Here is a 26,910-nt window from a genome sequence, read left to right as displayed (position 1 = left end):
CAAGTGCGAGCCGCCGAGGCGTCGTTCCGGTGCGGTGACGTCAACGTCACTCGGGCACGGTGAAGTAGCGGGCGAAGGCGGGAACGACCTCCGCCTCCCCCACCTTGCCGTCGCCGTCGATGTCGAGCGCGGCGGCGGCGGTCAGCGCGACGTCCTCGGGCACGCCGAGCACGGTGAGCACCCGCGCGGCGTCCGCGACGGTGGCGGCCCCGTCACCGTCGGCGTCGGCGACGTCCAGGGCCGCGTGCAGGAACGGACGGGCGATCTCCGCGAACCGGTCGGGGTTGTCACGCAGGCGCTTGACCGCGCCGGTGACGAACTCCTCGCGTGTGATGCGCTGATCGCCGTCCCGGTCCGCGATGCCGGCCATGCCCTGCCAGAAGGCCTCGGCACCGCCGTACAGGGCCTGGCCCTTGTCCGAGCGGGCCGGTGTACCGAACTCGGCGAGCAGCGCCTTGGCCGCTCCGCTGAAGTCCTCGCGGTCGATGTAGCCGTTGCCGTCCTGGTCGAAGGTGGCGAACCGGGCGGCGATCCTGCGCTCGTTCTCGCTGCTGACCATCTCTTTTCTGGCCGCCTTACGTGTACGTCGGTGGGTGCGTCTCGGACGGAGCGTACGACGCCGGAGGCCGTCCGGGAGCCGGAAAGCGACGCCTGTGCCAGGACCGGGTGAATTCCGGGACAAGGGTGTGGCGAAGACGGCACACGTCCGGCCCCGCGGGGGTACGGCCTAGGCGGACAGCGGGCGCTGTTCGTCGCCGGTCGCCGAGGCGAGGTCGGGGTGGACGTCGAAGAGCCGGCGCACGCCCAGTGCGCCGAGGACCCGGTTGACGTGCGAGCCGTCGACCGCTCCCCGGGCCGGCAGGATCAGGCGGAGCCGGCCCTGGCAGGAGCGGATCAGCCGCCGGGAGGCGATGAGGACGCCGACTCCGCTGGAGTCGCAGAACAGGACCTCCGAGAGGTCGAGGACGAGACTGTGCTGCCCCTCGGCCACCACGTCGTGCACGCGCTGGCGCAGCACCGGTGACGTCACCAGGTCCAGTTCGCCCGACACCTGGAGCACGGCCCACTGGCCCTGCTCACCGCCGGTCACGTTGAACGTCACCACCATGCCCTTCATTCGCCGGTACGTTCTGCAATCACCTGAAACGGAAGCCACGCCTACGCTTCTTGGGCGCGCGCCTGCCCACCGGCCGTGCCCGCAAACACCCTGTGGAAAACGAGAGCCGACCAGAAACGGCTTGTTTCAGACGGTTTCGATCCTGTTCGATCGAATCCGGTCGCAAGATGAAGGGTAGACGCGCCGGGAGGAAGCGGAAGGAGCCCCTACCACCAGCGGTCCCTCCGGGGCGCGCAATGGCACAAAGGGGCGTGCGCCGTCGGGCGTGCCGACTACATTCGAGGAGACGGTGGCAGCACGCTGGACGCGGAACGGGACCGGCCCGGCCGTCGGGTACGAACAGGGGGTGAGGGGTCGCATGGCGAAGAAGGACGTACCGCTCCGCTGGGACCGCAAGATGCAGCAGCGGCTCGCACGCGGCGAGGCCGCCGCCCTCGGCGAGCTCTACGACCGGTTCGCCTCGCTGGTGCACGGCCTCGCGCACCGCGTCCTGGGGGACGAGCGGGCCGCCGACGGCATCACACGCGACGTCTTCGCGCACGTCTGGGAGCATCCGGACGCCTACGACCCCAAGCAGGGCCCGCTGCGCAGCTGGATCGCCACGCTCACCCACCGCCTGGCCGTACAGCGGCTGCGCGTCACCGAGACGGCCGCCCTCGCGCGCGGCGGCCCCGGCACCGCCGAAGAACTGGAGCGCAAGGTGCGCCACGCCTCGGTCGCGGCCCGCGCCGACTACATCGTCCAGTCCATGCCGGCCCCGCTGCGGGCCGCCCTGGAGCTGGCCTACTTCCAGCGCCGCGACTACCGCCAGACCGCCACCGACCTCGGCGTCACCGAGGACGAGGCCCGCCGCCGCCTGCGCCTGGGCCTGCAGCTGCTCGCCACCGCCCACGACGCCGGCTCTCCCGGGGCCCCGCCCGGATACGGAGGTGCGGCGTGAGCGGCGCGTACGAAGAGAACGAGGGGTTCGACCGCACCGACGGGAACGGCGGCGACGCCGCGGCCCCCGGCCCGGGGGAGCCGGAAACGCTCGGGAAGCCGGATGAGCCGGACGTGGTCGGCGGATCGGCGGACCCGGGCGGCCCCGAGGCGCCGGACGGGCCCGTTCCGCTCGATGGCGCCAAGCCGGCACCCCGCATACCGCTGCCACGGGCCTCCGTGGAGGACGGCGAGGACCCGTTGCCCTCCCCGGGGCGTACCGTGCCGCTCGTGCTGGAGCACCCCGTGCTGAAGTCGCTCCTCGGTGCCTGGGCGCTGGCCGCCTGCTCCCCGGAGGAGTCGGCGGCCGTCGATGAGCACCTCGGCGAGTGCGGAGCCTGCGCCGACGAGGCGCTGCGCCTGCGCGAGGCCGTCGTGCTGCTCCAGCGCCCCGAGAGCCTGGACCTGGATCCCGCCCTGCGCACCCGAGTCCTGGAGGGCTGCCTGGAGCGGCGTCCGCCGCGCATCCCGGTGCCCGAGTGGGCCGCCCCGTACGACGCGGAGACCGCGCGGCTGGACGCGCTGCTGCAGGACTTCGGGGACTCCGAGTGGCATGCGCCGGTGCGGCTGCGCTGGTTCGAGGCCGACGGCACCGCGAGCCGCCGTACGACCGTCGCCGGGGTCATCGCACATCTGCTGACGGTCGACGGGCTGGTCGCCGTCGCCCTCGGACTCGCCGACCCGCTGGGCGAGATCACGGCGCCGACGCCGGCACCGGCGAGCCGCACCGAGGCGTACTGGCGTGCCTCGCACTACCCGCCCACCCGCGCGGTGCGGGGGCCCTGGCGTGAGCAGAGCCACGGCATCGTCCGGACCGCGTCGTTCACCGGCAGCCGCTCGGGCCGGATGCCCGTCTCGTACGGCGACTTCGAGCTGCCGTTGCACGACGCGATGCTGGACCGGGCGTTCGAGTGCTGGGTGCACGCCGAGGACATCGCCGAAGCCGTGGACTACCCGTACGAGCCGCCCGCCCCGCGCCATCTGAACCGCATGATCGACCTCGCGGCCCGGCTGCTGCCGGACGTGCTGGCGGCACGGCGTCTGGCCGGGCTGTCCCCGGGCGGCACCCGCCGGCATCTGGTCGCCGCGGGTGAGCCGGGGCGCAGTCTGCGGCTGGAGATCGAGGGCTCGGGCGGCGGCGAGTGGCTCATTCCGCTGGACTCCCCCGGCGCGGTGGGCTCCGCCGACCACGAGGTGGCGCACGTCGCCCTGGACGGCGTGGAGTTCTGCCGGCTGGCCGCGGGCCACGTGTCTCCTGTGGAAGCGGCAGCGGGTCAGGTCGGGGACCGGGAGGCGATCAGGGACGTGCTGTTCGCCGCGGCGAGCTTGAGCAGGATGTAGGGGTGTGCAGAGGTTCACCGGCGGCTGCGGCTGAGCCGTGGTTGCCCGCGCGGTTCCCCCCTGAGTACGTGCAGTGGACGTACCTGAAGGGGCGCGGGGAGCGCGACCAGCCACCGACCGCCCGCAGCCGCCCTCGAAACAGAACCCCCAACTCCTAGGCGAACACCACCGTCCGCCGCCCGTTCAGCAGGATCCGGCGTTCGGCGTGCCACTTCACGGCCCGGGCCAGCGCCTGGCACTCCACGTCCCGTCCGACGGCGACCAGCTGGTCCGGCGTGGCGTCGTGGCCGACCCGCTCGACCTCCTGCTCGATGATCGGCCCCTCGTCGAGGTCGGCGGTCACGTAGTGCGCGGTCGCGCCGATCAGCTTCACGCCCCGGGCGTGCGCCTGGTGGTAGGGCTTGGCGCCCTTGAAGCTCGGCAGGAAGGAGTGGTGGATGTTGATGATCCGGCCGCTGAGCGCCTTGCACAGGTCGTCCGAGAGGACCTGCATGTAACGGGCCAGCACGACCAGTTCCACGTTCTCCTCGCGGACGATCTCCAGCAGCCGTGCCTCGGCCTCCGGCTTGCTTTCCCTCGTCACGGGGATGTGGTGGAAGGGGATGTCGTACGACCCCACCAGTTCGGCGAAGTCGGTGTGATTGGACACCACTGCGGCGATCTCCACCGGCAGCGCGCCGATCCGGGCGCGGAAGAGCAGGTCGTTCAGGCAGTGCCCGAACTTGCTGACCATCAGCACGATGCGCATCTTGTCCTCGGCCCGGTGGATCTGCCAGTCCATGTGGAAGGAGTCACCGATCGCCGCGAAGCTGGCGCGCAGCTTGTCCACGGTCACCGGCGCCTCGGCCGAGAAGTGGACGCGCATGAAGAACAGTCCCGTGTCGTGGTCGCCGAACTGCTGGCTGTCCTCGATGTTGCAGCCGGTCATGAACAGGTAGCTCGACACGGCGTGCACGATGCCCTGCTTGTCGGGGCAGGACAGGGTGAGGACGTACTGGTCGGCCGGGGCGGCGGCGGCGCTGGACTGCTCGTTCATGCAGGACAGGGTCCCATATCCGGCCACCGTCACGCCCGGCCGTCCCGCCGGACGGAACGGGTCAGGCGGACCGGGTCATGATCCGCAGGACCTCCAGGCTGCGAGGAGCCTCGTCCGGCTCGTCCCCGTCGCCGGTGGCCAGGCGCACATGCGCGTCACGGGCCGCGCGCACCGCCTCCGGCCAGTCCGGGTGGTCGAGGTAGGCGTGAACCGGCGCGTCCGGCCCCACCTGGTGCATGATCCGCAGCACGCGCAGGACGGCCGTGTCGACGAGGGCCGCCTCTTGTGAGTCGCGGAATATGGTGCCCACGTACTTCTCGGCGGACCAGTGGTCCAGCCAGGTGTCCTCCACCAGCCGGTACACCGCGTCGGTGACGTCTCCGTAGCCGTCCACGCCGGCCAGCCAGACGTCCCGCTGGAAGGCGGGGGCGGAGAGCATGTGCAGCGCGGAGCGCACCTGGCTGCGCCAGCGCCACCACGGCATGTCGTTGAGTGGCATGCCGCCCATGGTGGAGGAGCGACGGCCGCGACGGGAAGCTTTCTCCGAACCTTGCACGGTCATCGATCGTACGTTCCGCCCCGACCGCGCCCGACAGGCCCCCGCTATTCACCTCCGCGTCACCATGCGTTGACCGAAGATCACTCCCGGGTTAGCCGTGTGAGGGAATCGTGCGGGTACATGACCGGCAGGCGACGCAACCGCAGCACTTCCCTCAGCGGCCTCCCCGGCCGCTCCCGGACCACCCGGACCGCGCTGGGCGCGGGTGCGCTGGTGGCGTGTGCGTCGCTCGCCGTCGGCTGCGGGATCGTCCCCGGTGGCACGGGGGGCTCCGGGGACGATCCGATCACCGTCATGACCTGGGCGCCGCAGGAGACGGCCGCGACCAACAAGCCGGGCATGCCCGCCTTCGCCCGCGCCTACGCCCGCTGGATCAACGCCCACGGGGGCATCAACGGGCGCGAGCTGAGGGTCCTGACCTGCAACGACCACAACGACAGCGTGGCCGCCGCGAAGTGCGCCCGGCAGGCCGTCAAGGAGAAGGCGGTCGCGGTCGTCGGCTCCTACAGCCAGTACGCCGACGCGTTCTTCCCGCCGCTGGAGGGCGCCGGGATCCCGTACATCGGCGGCTACGGCATCACCAACACCGAGTTCACCAGTCCGCTGTCCTACCCGGTCAACGGGGGCCAGCCCGCGCTGCTGGCCGGCCTCGGCAACGCGCTCGCCGAGAACTGCGGTCCGGTCGCGCTCATCCGCCCCGACACCATCGCGGGCGACCAGCTGCCCGCGCTGCTCGACTCCGGGCTGACCTCGGGCGGGCACGCGCCGGCCCTCGACCAGCGGGCCGAGGAGGACGCCACCGAGTACGACGGCCAGTCCGAGCAGGCGCTGCAGCGCACGACCACCGACCCGGTGGAGCAGGGCTGCGTGGTGCCGGCGCTCGGGGACCGCACCAACACCTTCATGGACTCCTTCCGGCGGGCCCGCCAGGACTATCCCGAGGTGCGGACCGGCTCCGTGCTCGGCAGCGTCGACCAGACGACGATCAACGCGACCGGCGGGGAGTCGGGCCCGTACGAGGGGGCGTACGTCACCGGCTGGTACCCGGCGGCGAGCGACGAGCGCTGGGACGGGATGAAGAAGGTGATCCAGGAGCAGGCGTTCGGCGACAACAGCATCGATCCGGCGGACGCCGGGGTGCAGACCACCTGGATCGCGTACACCGTCTTCAAGGAGGTCGTCGAGTCGCTCGGCGACGGCGAGGTCACGGCCGACAGCATCACCGGCGCCCTGGACGGCGGCCTGAAGGTCGGCACGGGCGGGCTCACGCCGACGCTCCAGTGGAAGTTCCAGGACAAGCTGGCCTCGGTCGGCTTCCCGCGCCTGGTCAACACCGAGGTCACGCTGCAGGTGGTACGGCAGGGGCGGCTGGTGTCCGCCAGCAGGGGTTCGGTCGACACCACGCAGGCTCTGCAGAACGCCGACGTGGCCTGAGCCGGTACGGGCGGGCCGGGGGCCCGCCCGCGCGCCTCACAGCTGGGTGGGCCGGCGCTCGGTCAGGCCGTACCGCTGGGCGATCGCGTTCCAGAGCTTGGCGGCCTTGGTCTTCTCGGTGCTGGCGGTGCCGCTCGCCCGGTTGCCGGCCTGGGCCTGGCCGGTCACGCGGGCCTTGCCCTTCTTGCAGCCCTTGTCGCCGGCGACCTGGTCGGCCCACGCCGCGTAGTGGTTGTCGGCCGACGCCGACGCCTGCCACGCCTTGGTCAGCGCCGCCGTCAGCTCGGCGTGGTCGGGCAGCTTGTCCACGGACAGCTGGGACAGGCTGGTGACCAGTCCGGTGCGCTGCTCGGCCGCGTCGCGCAGGTCCTTGGCCGCCTGGGCGAGGTTGTCGCAGGACTTCACGTCCTCCACGGCGTTGATCACCGCGGTCCGGCTGCTGCCGCTGTCGGCCAGCAGCTTGTCCAGCTCCACGGCCTGCTGCCGCACCGGGTCGGCGGACGGCGACGCGGACGCCGACTCCGACGTCGCGGGAGCCGTGGCGGACACGGTCTGGTTGCCGCCCTCGTCCTCCTCGCCGCCCCCGCCGGCCAGCAGCGCGCCGGCACCGATGCCGACGACCGCGATGCCGACGCCGACGGCCGCGAGCAGCGGCAGACGCGAACCCGTCCGCCCGCCGCGGCCGCCCCGGCCGCCGTCACCGTCGTGGCCGCCGCGCCGGCGGCCGGAGCCGGGGCCCTGCGGGGCGTATCCGGACCGGCCGGCGGGCTGCGGGGGCTGCGGCTCGTCGAAGCGGGGCAGCTGCTGCGTGGCGGAGGCCGGGCTGTCGCCGCCCGGCGCGCTGCGGAAGAGGTTGTCGAACTCGGCCGGCGGCTGCCGGCTCTCGTCACCGCCCGGCGCGGCACCGTACGGCGCCGCGGTGGGCCCCCCGGGCACGGGCGCGATGTACTGCGTGGCCTCGGCGTCCGGGTTCGGGACGGGGGCGGGGCCGGGGCCGGACGGCATCGGCCCGGCACCGGGATGCGGGGCGTGCTGGGGTGCCCGGCCCAGGAAACGCGTCTGCTCGGAGGGGGTCTCGACGGGTCTCTCGGGCGGCAGCGCACCGGGCGCGACGGGGGGTATGTACTGCGTCGCCCCCTCGTGGGCGGAAGTCCCCACGGGCGGCAGGTACTGGGTGGCTCCCTCGTCGGCCGGCGGAAGGGGGGCGGACACCTGGCCGTTCGGCCCGTACACCGGCTGCGCGCCGTAGGCGGGGTCCGGTGCGCCGTACGCCGGGGCCTGCGCGCCCTCCGGGGGCAGCGGACCCGGACCGGCCTGGGGCGGCATGCCGCCGGGCGCCTCGCCCGTCGCGGGCCAGGCGTGCGGGGCGGCCGGCGCGGAGGGCCCGGCAGACCCCCAGGACTGGCCGGGCGCGGCGGGCCATCCCTGTCCGGGCGGCGGGCTCTGCTGCTGCTCGGGGCCCCAGGGCCGGTCCCATGCCTGGCCGCCGGCCGGGGCCGAGGCGGGCGCGGGACCGCCGGCCTGCGGGGCGGCCGGGGCGCCCGGCAGCAGGGGCGCGCTGCCGTCGGAGGGCAGCACGATGCCTTCGCGCGCGGGGCGCGGCGAGGGCTCCTCGCCCTGTCCACTCTGCGTCACCGGGACTCCTACGAATGGGGGACCTTCGGAATCGTCGGCTCACGCTACCGGGTCCCCTGATCCCGCTGCCACGCCGCACCGGGCATGATCTTTTTCCCTGTGACCGCAGTAACAAAACCTGGCCGCCAAGCGCTGTTGACGTCCCTTTCCGCTCCGCGCGCGGGAGTTTCCCGCACGTTCACGCGTCGGCGGCCCGTCCGTTCACGCGGCCGCCTGCAGGTCGATCCGCGCCCCGAACTCCCTGACCACCGCCTCCTCCCGGTACGGCTCCAGGCGTTGCTGGAAGTCCTCCAGGTACTCGGCGCCGCGGTTGGAACGCAGGGTCTCCAGGAGTTCCACGGCCTTCAGCCCGGTACTGCAGGCCTGTTCGATCTCGCGCTGCTGCACCTGCGCGGTGGCCAGCAGCACGTAGCCGATGGCCCGCCGGCGCGCCCGTGACTCGGGGTGGCCGTCCAGGGACTCCTGCGCGTACCGCGCCGCCGCGTCGGCCTGCCCGAGGTCGCGGTGACAGTGCGCCAACTCGTCGGCGAGGTACGCCCCGTCGAAGTGCGCGATCCACGCCGGATCGTCCCCGGTGGCCGGATCGGCGGCCTCCAGGGCGTCGACCGCGCGCCCGGCGGCCGTCTGGGCGGCCCGGGCGTCGCCGAGCAGCGCGTGGCCGCGCGCCTCGGCCGCGTGGAACATCGCCTCCGCACGCGGTGTCACCCGCCCGCGCGCCCCTTCCTGGGCCGCGCGCGCCAACTGTGCGATCTCCCGCGGGTTCCCGAGCTGCGCGGCCAGGTGGCTCATGGACGCGGCGAGCACGTAGCCGCCGTAGCCGCGGTCGCCGGCCGCCTGCGCGAGCCGCAGCGACTGGATGTAGTAGCGCTGGGCGAGGCCCGGTTGGCCGGTGTCGACGGCCATGTACCCGGCGAGCTCGGTCAAGCGGGCGACGGCGGCGAACAGTTCGCGCCCCACCGCCTCCCGGTAGGAGCCCGCGAGCAGCCCGGAGACGACGCTGTTGAGGTAGTGCACGACCACCGGGCGCACATGCCCGCTGCCGTACTGGTGGTCCAGTTCCACCAGCGCCTGCGTCATCGCGCGGACGGCGGCCACGTCGGACTGGCCCACCCGCGGTCCGGCCGAGCGCGACACCTGCGAGTCGGGCGCGGAGATCAGCCAGTCCCGGCTGGGCTCGACCAGCGCGGACGCGGCGACGGAGGAGCCGGACAGGAAGTCCCGCCGCCCCACGTCGCTGCGCCACAACTCGCAGACCTGCTCGATGGCTCCCAGTACCGTCGGCGAGAACTGGAGGCCGACGCCCGACGCGAGGTTCTTGCCGTTGGCCATGCCGATCTCGTCGATCGTGACCGTACGGCCGAGTTTGCGTCCGAGCGCCTCGGCGATGATCGCCGGTGCCCTGCCCCGCGGCTGCTGTCCGCGCAGCCAGCGGGCCACGGACGTCTTGTCGTACCGCAGGTCGAGGCCGTGTTCGGCGCCGCACATGTTGACCCTGCGGGCGAGCCCTGCGTTCGAGCAGCCCGCTTCCTGGATGAGCGCCTGCAGCCGTTCGTTCGGCTGCCGCGCGACGAGAGGCCTTGCGGCCATGGCGTACCCCCTGCTGTCTCGGCGGAACGAAGAGATCCCGGCCGTGAAGATCAATGCCCCGCCGTTCTGCCGACAATGCGAGGCTTGCGAGGATTGCCGGGGTGACGGCTGGTGCCGGCCCCAGACGTGGCTACCCAGCTCCCGCCGCGGATCCTCCCGCGCGCCCCCACACGTGCACCCATGCGCCCCGAATGCGGAACCGATGCTCCTCCCCCGCGCGCGGAAGGGCCGTAACCCGAGGTGGGCGCGGGAGTTGAGTTCCACGTGGAAGAGACCATCCCGGACACCCAAGTCGCCCAGATTCCGCAGCAGCGCGGGGCGTCGCTGCTGGAGACCGCCGTCCGCTACGCCGAGGAGCGCCACTGGGACGTGTTCCCCGGCACCTGGCTGGACGCCGCCGACGGGGTGCAGCGCTGCTCCTGCGGGGAGGCGTCGTGCGCCGCCCCGGGCGCGCACCCGGCGCGCGCGGACTGGGCGACACAGGCGACGGGCAGTGCGACCGTCGCCCGCCGGATGTGGCAGAAGCAGCCGGCGGCGTCGATCCTGCTGCCCACGGGGCGCACCTTCGACGCGATCGACGTGCCGGAGACCGCGGGGTTCCTGGCGCTGGCCCGGATGCAGCGGATGGAGCTGACGCTGGGGCCGGTGACGCTGGCGCCGGACCGGCGGATGCGGTTCTTCGTTCTTCCGGGAGCCGCCGTCAAGGTGCCGGAGCTCGTGCGCAAGCTGGGCTGGTCCCCCGTGTCCCTCGATCTCACCGCGCTCGGGGAGGGCTCCTACGTCGCCGCACCGCCGACCCGGTACGGGACGCGGGGGGCCGTGCAGTGGGCCTGCCGGCCCACGCCGGCGAATCGGTGGCTGCCGGACGTGGAGGAGTTGATCTCGCCGTTGGCGTACGCGTGCGGCAGGGACCGATAGGCGCGCCCTCCCGCCCGCCTGGTGGTCGTCCGTCGCCGCCGCGAATGGTGCGTGGCTGGTCACGCGCCCGCGGCGGTGCGCGTGCGGGTACGGTCCCGCGCCCCTTCGAGGCCGGCTGGTCCCCCGTAGGGTTCTCTCTGACGGAGGGAGATCGTGGTGGGCTCAAGTGCCGTTCTCGTGCGGGGGCTTTGGAAGCGGTTCGGGCAGCAGGTCGCGGTGGGCGGGATCGATCTGGAGCTGCCCGCGGGCAAGTTCATCGGGCTCGTCGGGCCGAACGGGGCCGGGAAGACCACCACGCTGTCGATGGTGACCGGGCTGCTGCGGCCGGATCAGGGGTCGGTCGAGGTCGTCGGGCACGACGTGTGGCGCGATCCGGTCGAGGTGAAGGCCCGGATCGGAGTCCTGCCGGAGGGGCTGCGGCTGTTCGAGCGGCTGTCCGGGCGGGAACTGCTCGCGTACTCGGGGCGGTTGCGCGGTCTGCCCGGTGCCGAGGTCGACAAGCGGGCCACCCAGCTCCTCGACGTGCTCGACCTGGCCGGCGCCCAGCACAAGCTGGTCGTCGACTACTCGACCGGTATGCGCAAGAAGATCGGGCTCGCGGCCGCTCTGCTGCACAACCCCGAAGTGCTGTTCCTGGACGAACCGTTCGAGGGCGTCGACCCGGTGTCGGCCCAGACCATCCGGGGAGTGCTGGAGCGCTACACCGCCTCCGGAGCCACCGTCGTCTTCTCCTCCCACGTGATGGAGCTGGTGGAGTCGCTGTGCGACTGGGTGGCCGTCATGGCCGCCGGCCGGATCCGCGCCACCGGCCCGCTCGCCGAGGTGCGGGGTGAGGCGGCGTCGCTGCAGCAGGCGTTCCTCGAACTCGTCGGTGCGGGCGGCCGGGACGCCGGGACCGACCTCGACTGGCTGGGCGGCGGGGCCCGATGAGCACGGAGGTCACCCTCGTCACTTCCGTCACGGCCGTCACGTCGGTCACGTCCGTCTTCGTACGGCTGAAGCTGTCCCTGCTGCGCAACGGGCTGCGGCAGTCGGGCGGGCGGCGGGCCGCCTACATCGCCTCCGCCGTCGTCGTCCTGCTGTTCGCCGCGCTCCAGCTGATCGGCCTGATCGCCCTGCGCGGGTTCGCGCACGCCGACTCGCTGGTCGTGCTGCTGGTGGCGGTCCTGGGCCTGGGCTGGGCGGTGATGCCGCTGTTCTTCCCCGGCGGTGACGAGACCCTCGATCCGACCCGGCTGGTGATGCTGCCGCTGCGGCCCCGCCCGCTGGTACGGGCCCTGCTCGCGGCGTCGCTGGTCGGCATCGGGCCGCTGTTCACGCTGTGCATGTTCACCGGTTCCGTGATCGCGGTCGCGCACGGCGGGGCGGCGTACGCCGTCGGTGTCGTCGCCGTCGTCCTCGCGCTGCTGGTGTGCGTGACCCTCGCGCGGGCCGTCGCGGCCGCCAACGTGCGGCTGCTGACCAGCCGCAAGGGCCGGGACCTGGCGGTGCTGAGCGGGCTGGTCGTCGCGGTCGGGGCGCAGTTGGTCAACTTCGGCGCGCAGCGGCTGGGCTCGTCCGGCCTGGAGCAGCTCGACCCGGCGGCCGGCGTGCTGCGCTGGGTGCCGCCCGCCTCGGCGATCGGCGCGGTGGACGCGGCGAGCGACGGGGCGTACGGGATCGCCGTCGCTCAGCTGGCCCTGACCGCGGCGGCCCTGGTCCTGCTGCTGTCGGTGTGGGCGCGCCATCTCACCCGGCTGATGACCGCGCCCGACGGGTCGACCCTCCAGACCGACGGCAGCCCCGCCCGCGAGCGCACCGCGACGGGGCTCGCCCGGCTGCTGCCGGCGGGCCGCACCGGTACCACCATGGAGCGCACCCTGCGGTACGTGTGGCGCGATCCCAAGACCAAGGCGGCCTGGGTGACGTCGCTGGCCATCGGCCTGATCGTCCCGGTGTTCAACGCCTGGCAGGGCACCGGCTCGGTCTACTTCGCCTGCTTCGCCGCCGGGATGCTCGGCATCCAGATGTACAACCAGTTCGGACAGGACACGTCCGCGTTCTGGATGGTCGCGATGACGATCTCCTCGACGAGGGACGCCTACGTCGAGCTGCGCGCCCGCGCGCTGGCCCTGCTGCTGGTGACCCTGCCGTACGCCACCCTCGTCACGGTGCTGACCACGGCGATGCTCGGCGACTGGCAGACGCTTCCGGAGGCGCTGGGGCTGTCCTTCGCGCTGCTGGGCGCGATGCTGGCGACCGGCGCGTGGACATCCGCGCGCTTCCCCTACTCCATCCCGCAGGAGGGCCACAAGAACGTCGCCCCGGGTCAGGTCGGCCTCGCCTGGATCTCCATCTTCGGGGGCATGGTCGGCGCCGCCCTGCTGTGCGCGCCCGTCATCGCGCTGACGATCTGGCTGAACCTGAGCGCGGGCGGCGACGCGTGGGACTGGCTGCTGCTTCCGGTGGGCACGGCCTACGGGGCCGCGCTGACGGTGGCCGGCCTGCGCCTGGCCGCGCCGCAGACGGCACGGCGACTGCCGGAGATCCTCACCGCGGTCAGCAAGGGGTGACGGCGGGGGACGCGCGGGGACTGCCGCCGGGGAGGCCGGGACCGGTGCCGGGTGGGCCCCGGCGCTGTGCCGCAGGGCCGGTGACAGGGGCGTATGCCGGATTGCCGGCGTGCAACGATTCCTGCAATCTTGCGGGAAATTGATGTGTGCTGCGTCACGTTCGAGTTGAATGAAGGCCATTGAGTGAACCGACGTACCGTACGGCGGACGCAGCCTGCAGGGGGTCCAGGTGAGTGCTTCCCGGCGTAGTGGGACCACCGACGAGCTGGGGCCGGAGGAGCCGGAGCAGCCCGAGCGGGACGGCGCGGACCTGTTGGCCGCGCTCCTCGACGGGATGGACGCGGCCCTGTGCGCCTTCGACGCGGACGGTGTCGTCACGCACTGGAACCGCGAGGCGGAGCGGATCCTGGGCTGGACCGCGGCCGAGGCCGTGGGACGGCAGGGGTTCGCCGGATGGGCCGTGCGCAGCGCGGACGCCGAGGAGGTCGCGGAGCGGCTGCTGTCCGTGATGCGGGCACCGGGACGGCAGGTGCACGAGTTCGCGCTGCTGACCAAGGACGGCGGGCGGGTGCTGGTGCGTACGCAGTCCGCTGCCGTACGCGGCCCCGACGGCAGGCCCGCGGGGGTGTACTGCGCCTTCAGCGAGGTGCACGCGCAGATCGACCTGGAGCGGTCCATCGCGCTGAGCGAGGCCCTGCTGGAGGACGCGAGCTGGGGTGTCGTCCTGGTCGACGCCGATCTGCGTCCCGCCGTCGTCAACGCCCACGCGGCCCAGGCACTGGGCGCCGGGCGTACGTCCGTGCTGGGCCGGCCGCTGGGCGAGCTGCTGGCGCAGGGCGTGGAGGAGCTGGAGAACGCGCTCACGCACGTGCTGGCGGAGGGCGCCCCGCCCGCGCCCGCCGAGCTGTGGGTGAGCGTGCGCACCCCGGAGGGCGAGCGGCGGCGGTGCTGGCGGAGCGGGTTCGTGCGGCTGGCGTCGCCGCTGGCGGAGGAGCCGGTGCCGTTGGGCGTGGGCTGGCTGTTCCAGGACGTCACCGAGGCGAAGCAGGGCGAGCAGGAGGCGGCGCTGCTGCGGTTCCGGGCCAACCAGCTGCACCGGGCGGCGCGCGCGGCGGCCGACTGCGAGGACCCGGCGGAAGCGGCGACCGTCCACCTGGACTTCGCGCTCGCCGGGTTCGCCGACCACGCGCTGCTCGACCGCGTGGCCGGCGGGGCGCCGGTGGACGGGGAGGCGGCGGGGCCGGTGCGGCTGGTCCGGGTCGCGGCGACGCCGTCCGGCGCGCCGGGGCCGAGCGTGCCGAGCGGGGCCGCCGGGATGCCGGTGCGGTACGCGGAGGGGCATCCGGCGCTGCAGTGCGTGGAGCGGGCCGGGTCGGTGCGGGCGAGCGCGGGTGCCAAGGCGGTGTCGGCCGAGCGGGCGCGCGAGTGGGCGCTGGCCCGGCAGTGGCCGTCCGACACCGTGCACGCCCTGTGCGCGGTGCTGCGCAGCAGGGGGCGGACGCTGGGTGTCGTGACGTTTCTGCGGGGAAGCGGCCGGAGCGCCTTCGAACGGCCGGACGCGATGTACGCGGAGGACGTGGCGGTGCGGATCGCGACGGCGCTGGATCTGGCCGGGGCGATCGGGGAGCGGCGGTGACGGTGCCGCCCCGGCCGGCGCCCGCTCAGTACCGGTAGAAGATCCGGTCCCGGTACTGCTCCATGACCCGGCCGTTCCACTCGTGGCCGCCGTCCACGTTGCCCGAGCGCAGGAACGGCGGCTCGATGCCGCGGTCGGCGAGCGCCCCGGCCGCTGTGGCGGTCACCGCCTGGAGCAGGGCCGTGGTGACGACGGTGGAGGCGGGGCCGAAGGGCGCCGGGACGGTGTCGAGGGTGAGTTCCGCGTCACCGACCGCGATCCGGGAGTCCAGGACGATGTCGCAGTGGTCCTTCAGGAACGTGCCCGAGGAGTGCCGGGACTTCGTCTCGGTGGCGTACGCCACCGATGTCACGCCGATGACCTTCACGCCGAGCGCGCGGGCGTTCATGGCCATCTCCACGGGGAGCGCGTTGCGCCCGGAGAGCGAGATGATCACGAGGGCGTCGCCCGCGCGGACGGGGGAGGAGTCCAGCACGGCGCTCGCGAGTCCGTCGACGCGTTCCAGGGCGGAGCCGAGCGTGGCCGGCATCACGTCGACGCCGACGACGCCGGGCACGGCGAGCAGGTTCATCAGGGCGAGCCCGCCGGCGCGGTAGACGACGTCCTGCGCGGCGAGGGAGGAGTGACCGGCGCCGAAGGCGAAGAGACGGCCGCCGCTCTCCACCGTGTCGGCGAGCAGGGTGCCGGCCGCCTCGATGGTGCCGGCCTCCTCGTCGCGGATGCGTTGCAGCAGGTCGATCGCCGCGTCGAGGAACTGGCCGGCCAGCTTGCGGTCGCTCATGCGGGACCCCTTCGGTGTGGCTGCGTCGCGGATCACGGTGCGGTCTGGACCAGTACGGTGTCAATACGGCCGGGCGGCGTGCGGGAGCCGCGCCGACGCACGGGATCCGACCCGCGAAATCCGCGGGCCGGGACGCCCGGGTCCTCGCACGGCCCGTCCTCTTGCCGGCACGGCACGGTTGTCAGTGGTATGCGTCAGAATTGAATGCAGGGCCAGCGCACGCGCCGGGGCCGTGGCCTCCGGCAGATCTCATCGAGGGGCACGTATGTCCGGACTGATCGACACCACGGAGATGTATCTCCGCACCATCCTCGAGCTGGAGGAGGAAGGTGTGGTCCCCATGCGCGCCCGGATCGCCGAGCGGCTCGACCAGAGCGGGCCGACGGTCAGCCAGACGGTGGCGCGGATGGAGCGCGACGGTCTGGTGTCCGTGGCGGCCGACCGCCACCTGGAGCTGACCGACGAGGGCCGTCGGCTGGCCACGCGCGTGATGCGCAAGCACCGGCTCGCGGAGTGCCTGCTCGTCGACGTGATCGGCCTGGAGTGGGAGCAGGTGCACGCCGAGGCATGTCGCTGGGAGCACGTGATGAGCGAGGCGGTCGAGCGCCGCGTGCTGGAGCTGCTGCGGCACCCGACCGAGTCGCCCTACGGCAACCCCATCCCGGGCCTGGAGGAGCTGGGCGAGAAGGACGGCGCCGACCCGTTCCTGGACGAGGGCATGGTGTCGCTCGCCGACCTCGACCCCGGCCTGGAGGGCAAGACGGTCGTGGTGCGCCGCATCGGCGAGCCGATCCAGACGGACGCGCAGCTGATGTACACGCTGCGCCGGGCGGGCGTGCAGCCCGGCTCGGTGGTGAGCGTGACGGAGTCGGCGGGCGGCGTGCTGGTGGGCAGCGGCGGCGAGGCGGCGGAGCTGGAGGCGGACGTCGCCTCCCACGTGTTCGTCGCCAAGCGCTGATCGTCTCACCGTCGACTGCCGTGCGGCGCCGGTGGTTCGCGCCGCCGAGTCGATCGCGTCGAATCCGGGACTCAGTGAGCCGAATCGCAGCGCCCGGACGAATCGCGTGCCAGGCTGTCGCGTGAGGCATATGACGTACGGGCTCTTGGCCGTGGCCTGACAGCGATGTCGCCCGGCCGGAGAGGGGGAGGACGTGCGGAGAGACGGAGAGGGCCCCGGCGCCGTGCGGCGCCGGGGCCTGTCCTCCCCTGTGCTGACCCGGAGCCCCGAGCTCTCAGGGTCATTCCCCTCGGACCGTTTTCCCCGAGCGGTCCGCCTCCCGTTGAAGATCTCCCCTGGGCAGCGCCGGTCAATCCCCGGAGGGTGTCACTCGAATGAGGGTTGTTGTCCACCGGGACGGCTTTTTCGAATGGGCATTCGATAGTCTGCGGGCGCCGGACGGCCGCGGACACCACGGCAGGCACGGCAGGACACGGTTCACAGGACCGGGCGGGACGGGCGGTCCGAGCGGAGCTTGGGGGTGCCAGGACCTATGGCGCGACGTATCGACGTGACCGGCGCGGGCGGCGTACGCCTCGCGGCCTGGGAGTTCGGCGACCCTCCCAAGACCGACCACGGCGACCCGGTACGGGACGCGGCCGCCGGGCAGGGGGACCGCGGCTTCTCCGGCGTGCTGTTATTGCACGGCCTGATGGGCCGCGCCTCGCACTGGGCCCCCACGGCCCGCTGGCTCTCCGGGCGGCACCGCGCCGTCGCGCTCGACCAGCGCGGCCACGGCCGCAGTGAGAAGCCCCCGCGGGCGTCCTTCACCCGGGAGGCGTACGTCGAGGACGCCGAGGCCGCCGTCGAACAGCTGGGCCTGGGCCCGGCCGTCCTCATCGGTCACGCCATGGGAGCGCTGACCGCCTGGCAGCTGGCCGCCAAGCGTCCCGACCTGGTCCGGGGCCTGATCGTCTGCGACATGCGGGCCTCCGCCCTGGGCGCCGCCTCGCAGCGCGAATGGACCGAATGGTTCCGTGCCTGGCCCGTCCCCTTCGCCACGCTCGCCGACGTGCGCAAGTGGTTCGGCGAGGACGACCCGTGGGTGGAGCGCCCGAACCCGGCACGGGGCGAGTTCTACGCCGAGGTGATGGCCGAGTCCCCGGACGGCTGGCGGCCCGTCTTCGAGCCCGAGCAGATGCTCAAGTCCCGCGAGACCTGGGTCTACGACGCCCACTGGGAGGAACTGGCCCAGGTGCGGTGCCCGACCCTGGTCGTCCGCGGCCTCGACGGCGAGCTGGGCCGCGCCGAGGCCCAGGAGATGGTCCGCGTGCTGCCGCGCGGCCAGTACGCGGAGGTCGCCGACGCCGGCCACCTCGTCCACTACGACCAGCCCGAGGCGTGGCGGGCGGCCATCGAGCCGTTCCTGGAGAGCCTCCGCGAAGGCTGATCCGGCCGTCGTCCGGGCGCCCGCGGCCGGCGTGGAACGTCAAGGTCCCGGAAAAAGAGTTGAACGGGCCGAATCGGCTTCCTAAGGTTGCTGGTACTTCGGAAAGGAGGTGGTTCGGCAGATGTATGCATACCGGACGGAAGAGGTGGCTGCGGGCTAGCGGTCCGCCACCACATCCAGTGCGGTGCCGGACCAGCGTGTGCGAGAAACACGCAGCCGGCCAATTCCACGCAGTCACCCGACCCGCGAGTCGCCGGTACGTCCGGCCGGCTCCTCCACGGAGGAACCAGACTCGCGGGTCGTCTGCGTTTTCCGGGTCGGTCAGGTCGCGATGGTGTCGTAGCCCTCGATCTGACGCGGGTCGCGGGGGCCCGGGCCCACGTAACGGGCCGAGGGGCGGACCAGGCGGCCGGTGCGCTTCTGTTCCAGGATGTGGGCCGACCAGCCGGCCGTGCGGGCGCAGGTGAACATCGAGGTGAACATGTGCGCCGGGACCTCGGCGAAGTCCAGGACGATGGCCGCCCAGAACTCGACGTTGGTCGCCAGGACGCGGTCGGGGCGGCGGTCGTGCAGCTCTTCGAGGGCCGCCTTCTCCAGCGCCTCGGCGACCTCGAAGCGGGGGGCACCCAGTTCGCGGGCCGTGCGGCGCAGGACGCGGGCGCGCGGGTCCTCGGCGCGGTAGACGCGGTGGCCGAAGCCCATGAGGCGTTCGCCCTGGTCGAGGGCCTGCTTCACATACGCCTCGGCGTCGCCCGTGCGTTCGATCTCCTCGATCATGCCGAGCACGCGCGAGGGGGCGCCGCCGTGCAGGGGGCCGGACATGGCTCCCACGGCTCCGGAGAGGGCCGCCGCCACGTCCGCGCCGGTGGAGGCGATGACACGGGCGGTGAAGGTGGAGGCGTTCATGCCGTGCTCGGCGGCGCTCGTCCAGTAGGCGTCCACCGCCGCCACGTGCTTGGGGTCCGGCTCGCCCCGCCAGCGGATCATGAAGCGCTCCACGACGGACTGCGCCCTGTCGATCTCGCGCTGCGGCACCATGGGCAGGCCCTGCCCGCGAGCGGACTGGGCGACGTAGGACAGGGCCATGACGGCGGCGCGGGCGAGGTCCGCGCGGGCCTGCTCGGCGTCGATGTCCAGGAGCGGTTTCAGACCCCACACGGGGGCGAGCATCGCCAGGGCCGACTGGACGTCCACCCGGATGTCGCCGGAATGCACGGGGATGGGGAACGGCTCCGCGGGCGGCAGTCCGGGGTTGAACGCGCCGTCGACGAGCAGGCCCCAGACGTTGCCGAAGGAGACGTGCCCGACGAGGTCCTCGATGTCGACGCCGCGGTAGCGGAGGGCGCCGCCTTCCTTGTCGGGTTCGGCGATCTCCGTCTCGAACGCGACGACTCCTTCGAGCCCGGGTACGAAGTCGGACATCAGGCGGCTCCTCGTGGTCGTGATCGTGGTCGTGGTCGTGTCGTGATGTGTGGCGGAATGCGGCTGCCGGCGGTGCGGTGTGGTCGGCGCTTGATGGATCCACGGTCCGTCCGTCGACTCGCGGTCCTCGCGTCACCCCTGTGATGCCCCGTCCGGCCGGCGGTCATCCAACCGGGACGGAAGCATCACGATATCTCCGAGTGCCACACTTGGGGAGTCCTTGCGGCACTGAGTGCCACCCATTGCCCAAGGAACACCGCCATACGGCAGGATGACCGACGTGACAGACCGAGAAGCCGTGCCCTTCGATCTCGCCTCGATGCGCAAGCAGTACCGGGCCGAGGGGCTCTCCGAGACCGAGCTGGCCGCCACTCCCCTGGAGCAGTTCGCGCGCTGGTTCAAGCAGGCCGCGACGGAGGGCGGGCTGTTCGAGCCGAACGCCATGGTCGTCTCCACGGCCGACGCCGAGGGCCGGCCGAGCTCCCGCACGGTGCTGTTGAAGCACTTCGACGAGCAGGGGTTCGTCTTCTACACCAACTACGACTCCCGCAAGGCCCGCGACCTGGCCGGGAACCCGTACGTGTCGCTGCTGTTCCCCTGGCACCCGATGGCCCGGCAGGTCGTCGTCACAGGGGTCGCCCGGCGGACCGGGCGGGACGAGACGGTCGCGTACTTCCGGTCCCGGCCGCACGGCTCCCAGCTGGGCGCCTGGGCCAGCGCCCAGTCGTCGGTGGTCGGCTCGCGTGACGACCTCGACGCCGCGTACGCGGAGCTGGCCGCGCGTTATCCGGAGGGCGAGCAGGTTCCGGTGCCGCCGCACTGGGGCGGGTTCCGGGTGGTGCCGCAGGCGGTGGAGTTCTGGCAGGGGCGGGAGAACCGGCTGCACGACCGGCTGCGGTACGTGGCTCAGGCGGACGGGGGATGGCGGGTGGAGCGGCTCAGCCCCTGAGGGCGGCCAGCGGGCCCCTCAGATCTTTCCCCAGACGTACGCCGTTCGATGGCCGTCGAGCAGCGCGGCCAGCCGGGCGCGGAAGTCGTCACTGAGTTCGGGCCAGTTCCAGAACTCGAAGCCCAGGGTGCCGAAGGCGAGCGGGGCCTCGTCCCAGGTCCAGTCGGGGACGGGGACCGGGTGGGCGCAGGTGGGGCAGTCGACGGTCGCGGCGCCCGTGTCGTGCCAGGTCCGTATGGCGGTGCCGAAGCGCTGCCAGTGGACGTCCTCCAAGGGAGTGGACGCTCCGCAGTGCGGGCAGAGGGCCGCACCGGGCTTGTCCGCGCCGCTGGTGAAGCCGGTGCGGCGGGTGTGGACGGCGAGTCCGTCCCAGGGCTCGAAATCCCAGTCGTCGGTCACCGCACGCTCCCAGTGCGGGCCCGGCGGATGTCCCAGGGGCTGCCCGAGGACGCACTTCGTGCGTTCGGCGAGGACGATGCCCTCGGCCACGAGCCGGTCCACCACCCGTCGGCCGAGCCGCCCGGCGTCCGCCTCGCTCGCGTCGAGGTCGACGATGACCTGGAAACGGTCGCCCATGGATCAGCCCAGCGCCTCGTCCAGCACTCCGGCCCACTGCTCGACCACCCGCTCCCGGCGGGCGGTGTCGTCGGTCAGGAGGTTGGCGAGACCGAGGCCGCGGGCCATGTCCAGCAGGCCCTGGACGGTCTCGCGCACGCCGGGGCGGGTCTCGTCGGCGCCGAGGAGGTCGACCGCTATGCGGTGGGTCTCGCGGCCGACGCGGGCCTCCAGCTCGGTCACGCGTCCGCGCAGCTGGTCCTCGTTGGAGGCGGCCACCCACAGATGGAGCGCGGCCCGGAACAGCGGCCCGGTGTAGAGGTCGACGAGGGCCGACACCACCGCGTGGCGGTCGCCGGCCGCGGCGCCCTCGGGGAAGAGGGCGCGCAGGGCGACGGAGCGTTCCTCGGCGACGTACTCGACGGCCGCGGTGAACAGGTCCTCGCGGGTCGGGAAGTGGTGCTGGGCGGCGCCCCGGGACACCCCGGCCCGTTCGGCGACGACGGAGACCGTGGAGCCCGCCCAGCCGTGTTCGGCGAGGCAGGCCACGGCGGCCTCCAGGAGCCGCTGCCGGGTGGCCCGGCTGCGGTCCTGCTTGGGGACTCGTTCCGCACGGTCGGCCGTGCTCACACCACCCATTCCGGATCCCGTCGTTCGAGGAAGGCCGTCATCCCCTCGCGGGCCTGCGGGGAGGAGAACAGCCGGGCCGAGAGCGCGGTCAGGTCGGCCGCGTCCCGGTCGAAGGCCTCCAGCACCCTAGCCGTGAGCAGCCGTTTCGTCTCGGCCAGACCCTGGGGTGAGGCACGGCGCACACCGTCCAGGACGGGTTCCAGTACGGCGTCCACGTCGTCGCCCGCCGCCGTGACCAGGCCGATCCGGACGGCCTCGGCGGCGTCGAAGCGCTCGCCGGTGAGGTAGTAGCGGGCCAGGGCGCGCGGGTCGGTGCGGGGCAGGAGGGGGAGGGAGATGACGGCGGGCGCGACGCCGATGCGTACCTCCGTGAAGGCGAAGCCGGCGCCGGTCGACGCCACCGCGATGTCGCAGGCGGCCAGCAGGCCCAGGCCGCCCGCGCGGACGTGTCCGGTCACCCGGGCGACGACCGGCTTGGGCAGCTCCACGATCTGCCGGAGCAGGGCCACCAGCGCGTCCGGGTCGGGCGGATCGCGCAGGTCGGCGCCGGCGCAGAAGGTGTTGCCGGAGTGGGTCAGGAGGACGGCGCGGACGCCGTCGTCCTTCCCCGCCTCCGTGAGCGCGTCGGCCAGTTCGCCGACGAGGGCGGCGGACAGGGCGTTCCGGTTGTGCGGGGAGTCGAGGGTGAGGGTCCTGACGCCCCGCGAGCGCGGATGGGCGATCAGGGTCACGAGCGGTCCCTCAGTTCACGGCGGAGGATCTTGCCGCTGGCCGCCCGTGGGACGCCGTCGATGAAGGTGACCCGGCGTATCCGTTTGTAGGGGGCGACGCGTTCGGCGACGTACATCATGACCTCTCCTTCGGACAGGTCGCCCGCGGCCGGCCGGCGCACGACGTACGCGTGGGGCACCTCGTTGCCGTCGTCGTCGTGGGCGCCGATGACGGCCGCGTCGGCGATGCCGGGGTGGGTGAGGAGGAGGGCCTCCAGTTCGGCGGGGGCCACCTGGAAGCCCTTGTACTTGATCAGCTCCTTGACGCGGTCGACGACGAACAGCCAGCCGTCCTCGTCGACGTGTCCGACGTCCCCGGTGTGCAGCCAGCCGTCGCCGTCGATCATCGCGGCGGTGGCGTCGGGGCGGCCCAGGTAGCCCTTCATCACCTGCGGTCCGCGGATGAGGATCTCGCCGGCCTCCCCGGCCCCGAGGTCCTTGCCGGGGTCGTCGAGGGAGACGATGCGCATCTCGGTGCCGGCGATCAGCTTGCCGACCGTTCCGGGGGGCGCCTCGGCCATGGCGTCCAGGGGGACCACGTGGGTGCCCGGGGAGAGCTCGGTCATGCCGTAGGCCTGGCCGACGGGCGGCAGGCCGAGCCGCTCGGAGCAGGCGGCGGCGAGCTTCGCGTCCAGTGGGGCGGCAGCGCTGACGATGTACTCCAGCGACGACAGGTCGTACTGGGCGACCAGCGGGTGCTTGGCGAGGGCGAGGACGATCGGCGGGGCGACGTACAGGCCGGTGATGCGGTGGGTCTGGATCGCCGCGAGGAACTGATCCAGGTCGAAGCGGGGCAGGACGACGACGGTGGCGCCGAGCCTGAGCGGGGCGTTCATCAGGGCGGTCAGGCCGTAGATGTGGAAGAACGGCAGCACGGCCAGGACGCGGTCGCCGGGCGCGGCGGGCATCGAGGGGTGGAGCTGGGCGAGGTTGGTGGCGATCTGCCGGTGGGTGAGCATCACGCCCTTGGGGATGCCGGTGGTGCCCGAGGAGTACGGCAGCGCGGCGACGTCCTCGGCCGGGTCGACCGCGACCCGGGGTTCGGGCGCGGTCGAGGCCAGCATGTCGATGAGGGAGCGGTGGCCGGGGGCGCTGTCGCACACGAAGATCTCCTGGACTCCGCCGGCGAGCTCGGCGGCCCGGCGCGCGACGTCCAGCAGGGGGGAGACGGTGACGATCCAGCGGGCCCGGCAGTCGCCGAGCTGTTTGGCGAACTCCTCGGCCGTGGCGAGCGGGTGCACGGTCGTGACCGAGGCACCCGCGCGCGTGGCGGCGTAGAAGGCCACGGGGAAGGCGACGGTGTTGGGGCTGTGCAGGGCGAGCACGTCGCCCTTGGTCACGCCGGCCTCGGCGAGGGCGGCGGCGACGCGCCGGTGGAACCGGTCCACCTGCTCGTACGTGAGGGTGGTGCCGTCGGTGCCGTCGATCAGCGCCGGGGTGCTGCCGAACTCGGCGGCCCGGCCGAGGACGGCTTCGTGGATGGGCAGGTCGACGGGCGGGACACTTGCGTACTCGCTGCGGAACATGGTTCCTCCTCGCACGACGCTGTGCCGGATCAGTACGACTTGGGCAGACCCAGGGTCTGGTGGGAGACGTAGTTGAGAATCATCTCCCGGCTCACCGGGGCGATACGAGCCACGCGCGCGGCCGTTATCAGCCGAGCGAGCCCGAACTCGCGCGTGAGGCCGTTTCCGCCGAGGGTGTGCACCGCCTGGTCGACGGCCTTCACACAGGCCTCCCCGGCCGCGTACTTGGCCATGTTGGCGGCCTCGCCCGCCCCGATGTCGTCGCCGGCGTCGTACAGGTGCGCCGCCTTCTGCATCATCAGGCGGGCGAGTTCGAGGTCGATGTGGGCCTGTGCCAGGGGGTGGGCGATGGCCTGGTGGGCGCCGATGGGGGTCTTCCAGACGGTTCGGTCGCGGGCGTACTCGACGGCGCGGGAGAGCGCGTGACGGCCCATGCCGATCGCGAAGGCGGCGGTCATGATGCGCTCGGGGTTGAGGCCGGCGAAGAGCTGGAGGAGGCCGGCGTCCTCCTCGCCGACGAGGGCTTCGGCGGGGAGCCGTACGTCGTCGAGGGTCAGCTCGAACTGCTTCTCGGCGGCGTCGAGTTCCATGTCGATCTGCCGGCGCTCGAAGCCGGGGGTGTCGCGGGGGACGATGAACAGGCAGGGCTTGAGCCTGCCGGTGCGGGCGTCCTCGGTGCGGCCGACGACGAGGGTGGCGTCGGCCATGTCGACACCGCTGACGAAGACCTTGCGGCCGGTGAGGAGCCAGTCGGTGCCGTCCCGGCGGGCGGTGGTGGTGATGCGGTGGCTGTTGGAGCCGGCGTCGGGCTCGGTGATGCCGAAGGCCATCAGGCGGCTGCCGTCGGCCAGGGCGGGGAGCCATTCGCGCTTCTGGGCCCCGGTGCCGAAGCGGGCGATCACCGTGCCGCAGATCGCCGGGGAGACGATCATCATCAGCAGGGGGTTGCCGGCGGCGCCCATCTCTTCGAGGACGAGGCAGAGTTCGGTGATGCCGCCGCCGCCACCGCCGTATGCCTCCGGCAGGTTGACGCCGATGTAGCCGAGCTTGGCGGCCTCCTGCCAGAAGGCCCTGTTGTCGCCCGTGGTGTGGCTCCGGGCGAAGGAGGACACCGCTGCGCGGAGGGCTTGGTGCTCTTGGGATTCGATGACGGTGGTCACTGTGCTCCTTCGGGTACGAGTGGTCGGTGGCTGGTCGCGCCCACGCGGCGGAGCCGCATATTCGATGCAGCCCCCGCGCCCCCGGGTCAGTTGCTCTCGACCACCGCCAAGAGCGTGCCCATCTCCACTTGCCGCCCGGGAGCCACCTGCAGAGCGGCCAGTTTCCCGGTGACCGGGGCGGTGATCTTGTGTTCCATCTTCATCGCCTCCAGCCAGAGGAGGGGCTGGCCCGCCTGGACGGCGGTCCCCTCGGTCAGGCCCTCCGCGACGCGGACGACCGTGCCCGGCATGGGGGCGAGCAGGGAGCCGGGGGCGTGCTGGGCGGTGGGGTCGGGGAAACGGGGCAGGGCGGTGAGGGCCGTGGCACCCACGTGGACCCGGTCGCCGTAGCGGGCGACCTCGTAGCGGCGCCGGACGCCGTCGGCCTCGAGGACGACGAGGCCGGCGTCGGCGTGCACGACGCGTACGCCGTCGGCGGTGAGGCCGGTACGGGTGTGGTGGTAGCGGACCTCGTGCTCCTCGCCCGCCATGGCGTACCGCTTGACCTGCGGCTGCGAGGGCAGGTTGCGCCAGCCGCCGAACCGGGAGCGGGCCGGGCGGCAGGCGTCGGCGAGGGCGGCGGCCAGGGGGGCGAGGGGGTCGGGTGCCGGCTCGGTCAGTCCGGGCAGGTGGCGGTCGTAGAAACCGGTGTCCATGCGGCCGGCGGTGAACTCCTCGTGCCGCAGGGAGCGCACGAGCAGGTCCCGGTTGGTGACCGGGCCGTGGATGGCCGCCCGCTCCAGTGCACCGGCGAGCCGCCGCACCGCCTCCGCGCGTGTGGGGGCGTGGGCGACGGCCTTGGCGATCATCGGGTCGTAGTGGACGCCGATGTCGTCGCCGTCGGTGTAGCCGGTGTCGAGGCGGACGCCGTCGGGGACGGCGAGGCGGTGCAGACGGCCGGTCTGCGGGGCCCAGCCGTTCGCCGGGTCCTCGGCGTAGATGCGGGCCTCCACGGCGTGGCCACGCGCGCGCGGAGGGTCGGTCTCCAGGGCGTGGCCCTCGGCGATCCGGAGCTGGAGGGCGACCAGGTCGACGCCGAACACCGCTTCCGTGACGGGGTGTTCGACCTGGAGGCGGGTGTTCATCTCCAGGAAGTGCGCCGTGCCGCCGGCGACGAGGAACTCGACGGTCCCGGCGCCGACGTAGTTGACGGCGCGGGCGGCGCGCACCGCCTGCTCGTACAGGTCCTGGGTGAGCGCCTCGGTCAGTCCCGGTGCCGGGGCCTCCTCGATCACCTTCTGGTGGCGGCGCTGGAGGGAGCAGTCGCGGGTGCCGAGCGCCCAGACCGTGCCGTGGGTGTCGGCGAGGATCTGCACCTCGACGTGCCGGCCGCGCTCCACATAGGGCTCGGTGAACACCTCGCCGTCGCCGAAGGCGCTCGCGGCCTCCGCGCGGGCGGCGGCGAGTTCGGCGTCGAGGTCCGCGAGCCGCCGGACCACGCGCATGCCGCGTCCGCCGCCGCCCGCGGCGGCCTTCACCAGCACGGGCAGGTCGGCCTCGGTGACCTGCTTCAGGGGCGCGACGCCCATCAGTTCCTTGGCGCGCGTCTTGGAGGCCATGGCCTCGATCGCCTCCGGCGGCGGCCCGATCCAGGTCAGGCCCGCGTCGACGACGGCACGTGCGAAGTCGGCGTTCTCGGAGAGGAAGCCGTAGCCGGGGTGCACGGCGTCGGCACCCGCGGCGACGGCCGCCTTCACGATCGTCTCGCCGCGCAGGTACGTCTCGGCGGACGCCGCCCCCGGCAGCCGTACCGCCGCGTCGGCCACGCGCGTGTGGAGGGCGTTCTCGTCGGCGTCCGAGTGCACCGCGACCGTGCGGACGCCCAGCTCGCGGCAGGTGCGGAAGATCCGGCAGGCGATCTCGCCCCGGTTGGCGACGAGGACAGTGCTGATCAAGGT

24 protein-coding genes are annotated in these 26,910 nt (G+C 73.1%); 10 read left to right on the top strand and 14 right to left on the bottom strand.

What is annotated here, in order from left to right:
* Nucleotides 1-46 precede the first annotated feature (46 nt).
* Together IE260_RS14975 and IE260_RS14970 are read right to left on the bottom strand one after the other, a co-directional pair.
* On the bottom strand, nt 47-559 hold the full coding sequence (locus tag IE260_RS14975; RefSeq protein WP_189871891.1) for an EF-hand domain-containing protein: 513 nt from the start codon (nt 557-559) through the stop codon (nt 47-49).
* A 168-nt stretch (nt 560-727) separates the two neighbouring features.
* Nucleotides 728-1,108, bottom strand: coding sequence for an STAS domain-containing protein (locus IE260_RS14970; protein ID WP_189872137.1), 381 nt, complete (start codon nt 1,106-1,108; stop codon nt 728-730).
* Between the two features lie 367 nt (nt 1,109-1,475).
* On the opposite strand from IE260_RS14970, the gene IE260_RS14965 reads away from it, so the two are divergent.
* Nucleotides 1,476-2,057: a sigma-70 family RNA polymerase sigma factor gene (locus IE260_RS14965; RefSeq protein WP_189871889.1), complete on the top strand. Its 582-nt coding sequence runs from the start codon at nt 1,476-1,478 to the stop codon at nt 2,055-2,057.
* Nucleotides 2,054-3,436 (top strand): zf-HC2 domain-containing protein, encoded by a 1,383-nt coding sequence (locus IE260_RS14960; protein ID WP_229880762.1) that lies wholly within the window; start codon nt 2,054-2,056, stop codon nt 3,434-3,436. Before IE260_RS14965 ends, IE260_RS14960 begins: the two co-directional genes overlap by 4 nt.
* A 154-nt stretch (nt 3,437-3,590) precedes the next feature.
* On the opposite strand, the gene purU is transcribed toward IE260_RS14960, so the two are convergent.
* Nucleotides 3,591-4,472, bottom strand: a complete 882-nt coding sequence (gene purU, locus IE260_RS14955) for a formyltetrahydrofolate deformylase (protein ID WP_189871887.1) — start codon at nt 4,470-4,472, stop codon at nt 3,591-3,593.
* Between the two features lie 61 nt (nt 4,473-4,533).
* A complete protein-coding gene (locus IE260_RS14950) occupies nt 4,534-5,034 on the bottom strand; it encodes an SCO4402 family protein (RefSeq protein WP_189871886.1) in 501 nt (166 codons plus the stop codon).
* Between the two features lie 117 nt (nt 5,035-5,151).
* On the opposite strand from IE260_RS14950, the gene IE260_RS14945 reads away from it, so the two are divergent.
* Nucleotides 5,152-6,465, top strand: coding sequence for an ABC transporter substrate-binding protein (locus tag IE260_RS14945; protein WP_189871884.1), 1,314 nt, complete (start codon nt 5,152-5,154; stop codon nt 6,463-6,465).
* A 36-nt stretch (nt 6,466-6,501) separates the two neighbouring features.
* Here IE260_RS14945 and IE260_RS14940 read toward each other — a convergent pair whose 3' ends face one another.
* A complete protein-coding gene (locus IE260_RS14940) occupies nt 6,502-8,100 on the bottom strand; it encodes a hypothetical protein (RefSeq protein ID WP_189871882.1) in 1,599 nt (532 codons plus the stop codon).
* Nucleotides 8,101-8,301: 201 nt separating this feature from the next.
* A complete protein-coding gene (locus tag IE260_RS14935) occupies nt 8,302-9,687 on the bottom strand; it encodes an NsdA family TPR-like regulatory protein (RefSeq protein ID WP_189871880.1) in 1,386 nt (461 codons plus the stop codon).
* 264 nt (nt 9,688-9,951) lie between these two features.
* Between IE260_RS14935 and IE260_RS14930 the strand changes: the two genes are divergently transcribed.
* The 4 genes from IE260_RS14930 to IE260_RS14915 all read left to right on the top strand — a co-directional run bounded on the left by IE260_RS14930 (nt 9,952) and on the right by IE260_RS14915 (nt 14,793).
* The gene (locus tag IE260_RS14930) at nt 9,952-10,605 is read left to right on the top strand and encodes a bifunctional DNA primase/polymerase (RefSeq protein WP_189871878.1); all 654 of its coding nucleotides are present in this window, start codon (nt 9,952-9,954) and stop codon (nt 10,603-10,605) included.
* Nucleotides 10,606-10,758: 153 nt separating this feature from the next.
* Nucleotides 10,759-11,535, top strand: coding sequence for an ABC transporter ATP-binding protein (locus IE260_RS14925; protein WP_189871876.1), 777 nt, complete (start codon nt 10,759-10,761; stop codon nt 11,533-11,535).
* A complete protein-coding gene (locus IE260_RS14920) occupies nt 11,532-13,157 on the top strand; it encodes a transporter (RefSeq protein WP_189871874.1) in 1,626 nt (541 codons plus the stop codon). The genes IE260_RS14925 and IE260_RS14920 overlap by 4 nt, the downstream gene beginning before the upstream one ends.
* Before the next feature lie 229 nt (nt 13,158-13,386).
* Nucleotides 13,387-14,793 carry a PAS domain-containing protein gene (locus IE260_RS14915; RefSeq protein ID WP_189871872.1) on the top strand — a complete coding sequence of 469 codons (1,407 nt, stop codon included), beginning with the start codon at nt 13,387-13,389 and terminating at the stop codon, nt 14,791-14,793.
* A gap of 25 nt (nt 14,794-14,818) precedes the next feature.
* Here the strand turns inward: IE260_RS14915 and IE260_RS14910 are convergent, their stop codons facing one another.
* Nucleotides 14,819-15,574, bottom strand: coding sequence for an SIS domain-containing protein (locus tag IE260_RS14910; protein ID WP_189871871.1), 756 nt, complete (start codon nt 15,572-15,574; stop codon nt 14,819-14,821).
* A 265-nt stretch (nt 15,575-15,839) separates the two neighbouring features.
* Here IE260_RS14910 and IE260_RS14905 point away from each other — a divergent pair, with 265 nt between their 5' ends.
* Together IE260_RS14905 and IE260_RS14900 are read left to right on the top strand one after the other, a co-directional pair.
* Nucleotides 15,840-16,532 (top strand): iron-dependent transcriptional repressor DtxR, encoded by a 693-nt coding sequence (locus tag IE260_RS14905; RefSeq protein ID WP_188185744.1) that lies wholly within the window; start codon nt 15,840-15,842, stop codon nt 16,530-16,532.
* 532 nt (nt 16,533-17,064) lie between these two features.
* On the top strand, nt 17,065-17,961 hold the full coding sequence (locus IE260_RS14900; RefSeq protein ID WP_189871868.1) for an alpha/beta fold hydrolase: 897 nt from the start codon (nt 17,065-17,067) through the stop codon (nt 17,959-17,961).
* Between the two features lie 321 nt (nt 17,962-18,282).
* Here the strand turns inward: IE260_RS14900 and IE260_RS14895 are convergent, their stop codons facing one another.
* Nucleotides 18,283-19,383 (bottom strand): citrate synthase 2, encoded by a 1,101-nt coding sequence (locus IE260_RS14895; protein WP_189871866.1) that lies wholly within the window; start codon nt 19,381-19,383, stop codon nt 18,283-18,285.
* 271 nt (nt 19,384-19,654) lie between these two features.
* On the opposite strand from IE260_RS14895, the gene pdxH reads away from it, so the two are divergent.
* Nucleotides 19,655-20,332 (top strand): pyridoxamine 5'-phosphate oxidase, encoded by a 678-nt coding sequence (gene pdxH / locus IE260_RS14890; RefSeq protein WP_373303343.1) that lies wholly within the window; start codon nt 19,655-19,657, stop codon nt 20,330-20,332.
* Between the two features lie 18 nt (nt 20,333-20,350).
* Here the strand turns inward: pdxH and IE260_RS14885 are convergent, their stop codons facing one another.
* From IE260_RS14885 to IE260_RS14860, 6 genes are all read right to left on the bottom strand, one after another.
* Nucleotides 20,351-20,908 carry a hypothetical protein gene (locus IE260_RS14885; RefSeq protein WP_189871862.1) on the bottom strand — a complete coding sequence of 186 codons (558 nt, stop codon included), beginning with the start codon at nt 20,906-20,908 and terminating at the stop codon, nt 20,351-20,353.
* Between the two features lie 3 nt (nt 20,909-20,911).
* A complete protein-coding gene (locus IE260_RS14880) occupies nt 20,912-21,526 on the bottom strand; it encodes a TetR/AcrR family transcriptional regulator (protein WP_189871860.1) in 615 nt (204 codons plus the stop codon).
* Nucleotides 21,514-22,248, bottom strand: coding sequence for an enoyl-CoA hydratase family protein (locus IE260_RS14875; RefSeq protein ID WP_189871858.1), 735 nt, complete (start codon nt 22,246-22,248; stop codon nt 21,514-21,516). The genes IE260_RS14880 and IE260_RS14875 overlap by 13 nt, the downstream gene beginning before the upstream one ends.
* On the bottom strand, nt 22,245-23,813 hold the full coding sequence (locus IE260_RS14870; RefSeq protein WP_189871856.1) for a 4-coumarate--CoA ligase family protein: 1,569 nt from the start codon (nt 23,811-23,813) through the stop codon (nt 22,245-22,247). Before IE260_RS14870 ends, IE260_RS14875 begins: the two co-directional genes overlap by 4 nt.
* A gap of 29 nt (nt 23,814-23,842) precedes the next feature.
* The gene (locus tag IE260_RS14865; RefSeq protein WP_189871854.1) at nt 23,843-24,973 is read right to left on the bottom strand and encodes an acyl-CoA dehydrogenase family protein; all 1,131 of its coding nucleotides are present in this window, start codon (nt 24,971-24,973) and stop codon (nt 23,843-23,845) included.
* An 86-nt stretch (nt 24,974-25,059) separates the two neighbouring features.
* The gene (locus tag IE260_RS14860; RefSeq protein WP_189871852.1) at nt 25,060-26,907 is read right to left on the bottom strand and encodes an acetyl/propionyl/methylcrotonyl-CoA carboxylase subunit alpha; all 1,848 of its coding nucleotides are present in this window, start codon (nt 26,905-26,907) and stop codon (nt 25,060-25,062) included.
* Nucleotides 26,908-26,910: the final 3 nt, after the last annotated feature.

This window comes from Streptomyces viridiviolaceus (genome assembly GCF_014650995.1).
GTDB classification, from domain to species: domain Bacteria; phylum Actinomycetota; class Actinomycetes; order Streptomycetales; family Streptomycetaceae; genus Streptomyces; species Streptomyces viridiviolaceus.
The sequence above is the reverse complement of the archived record's forward strand: the minus strand, read 5'-3'. Positions and strand labels throughout refer to the sequence as shown.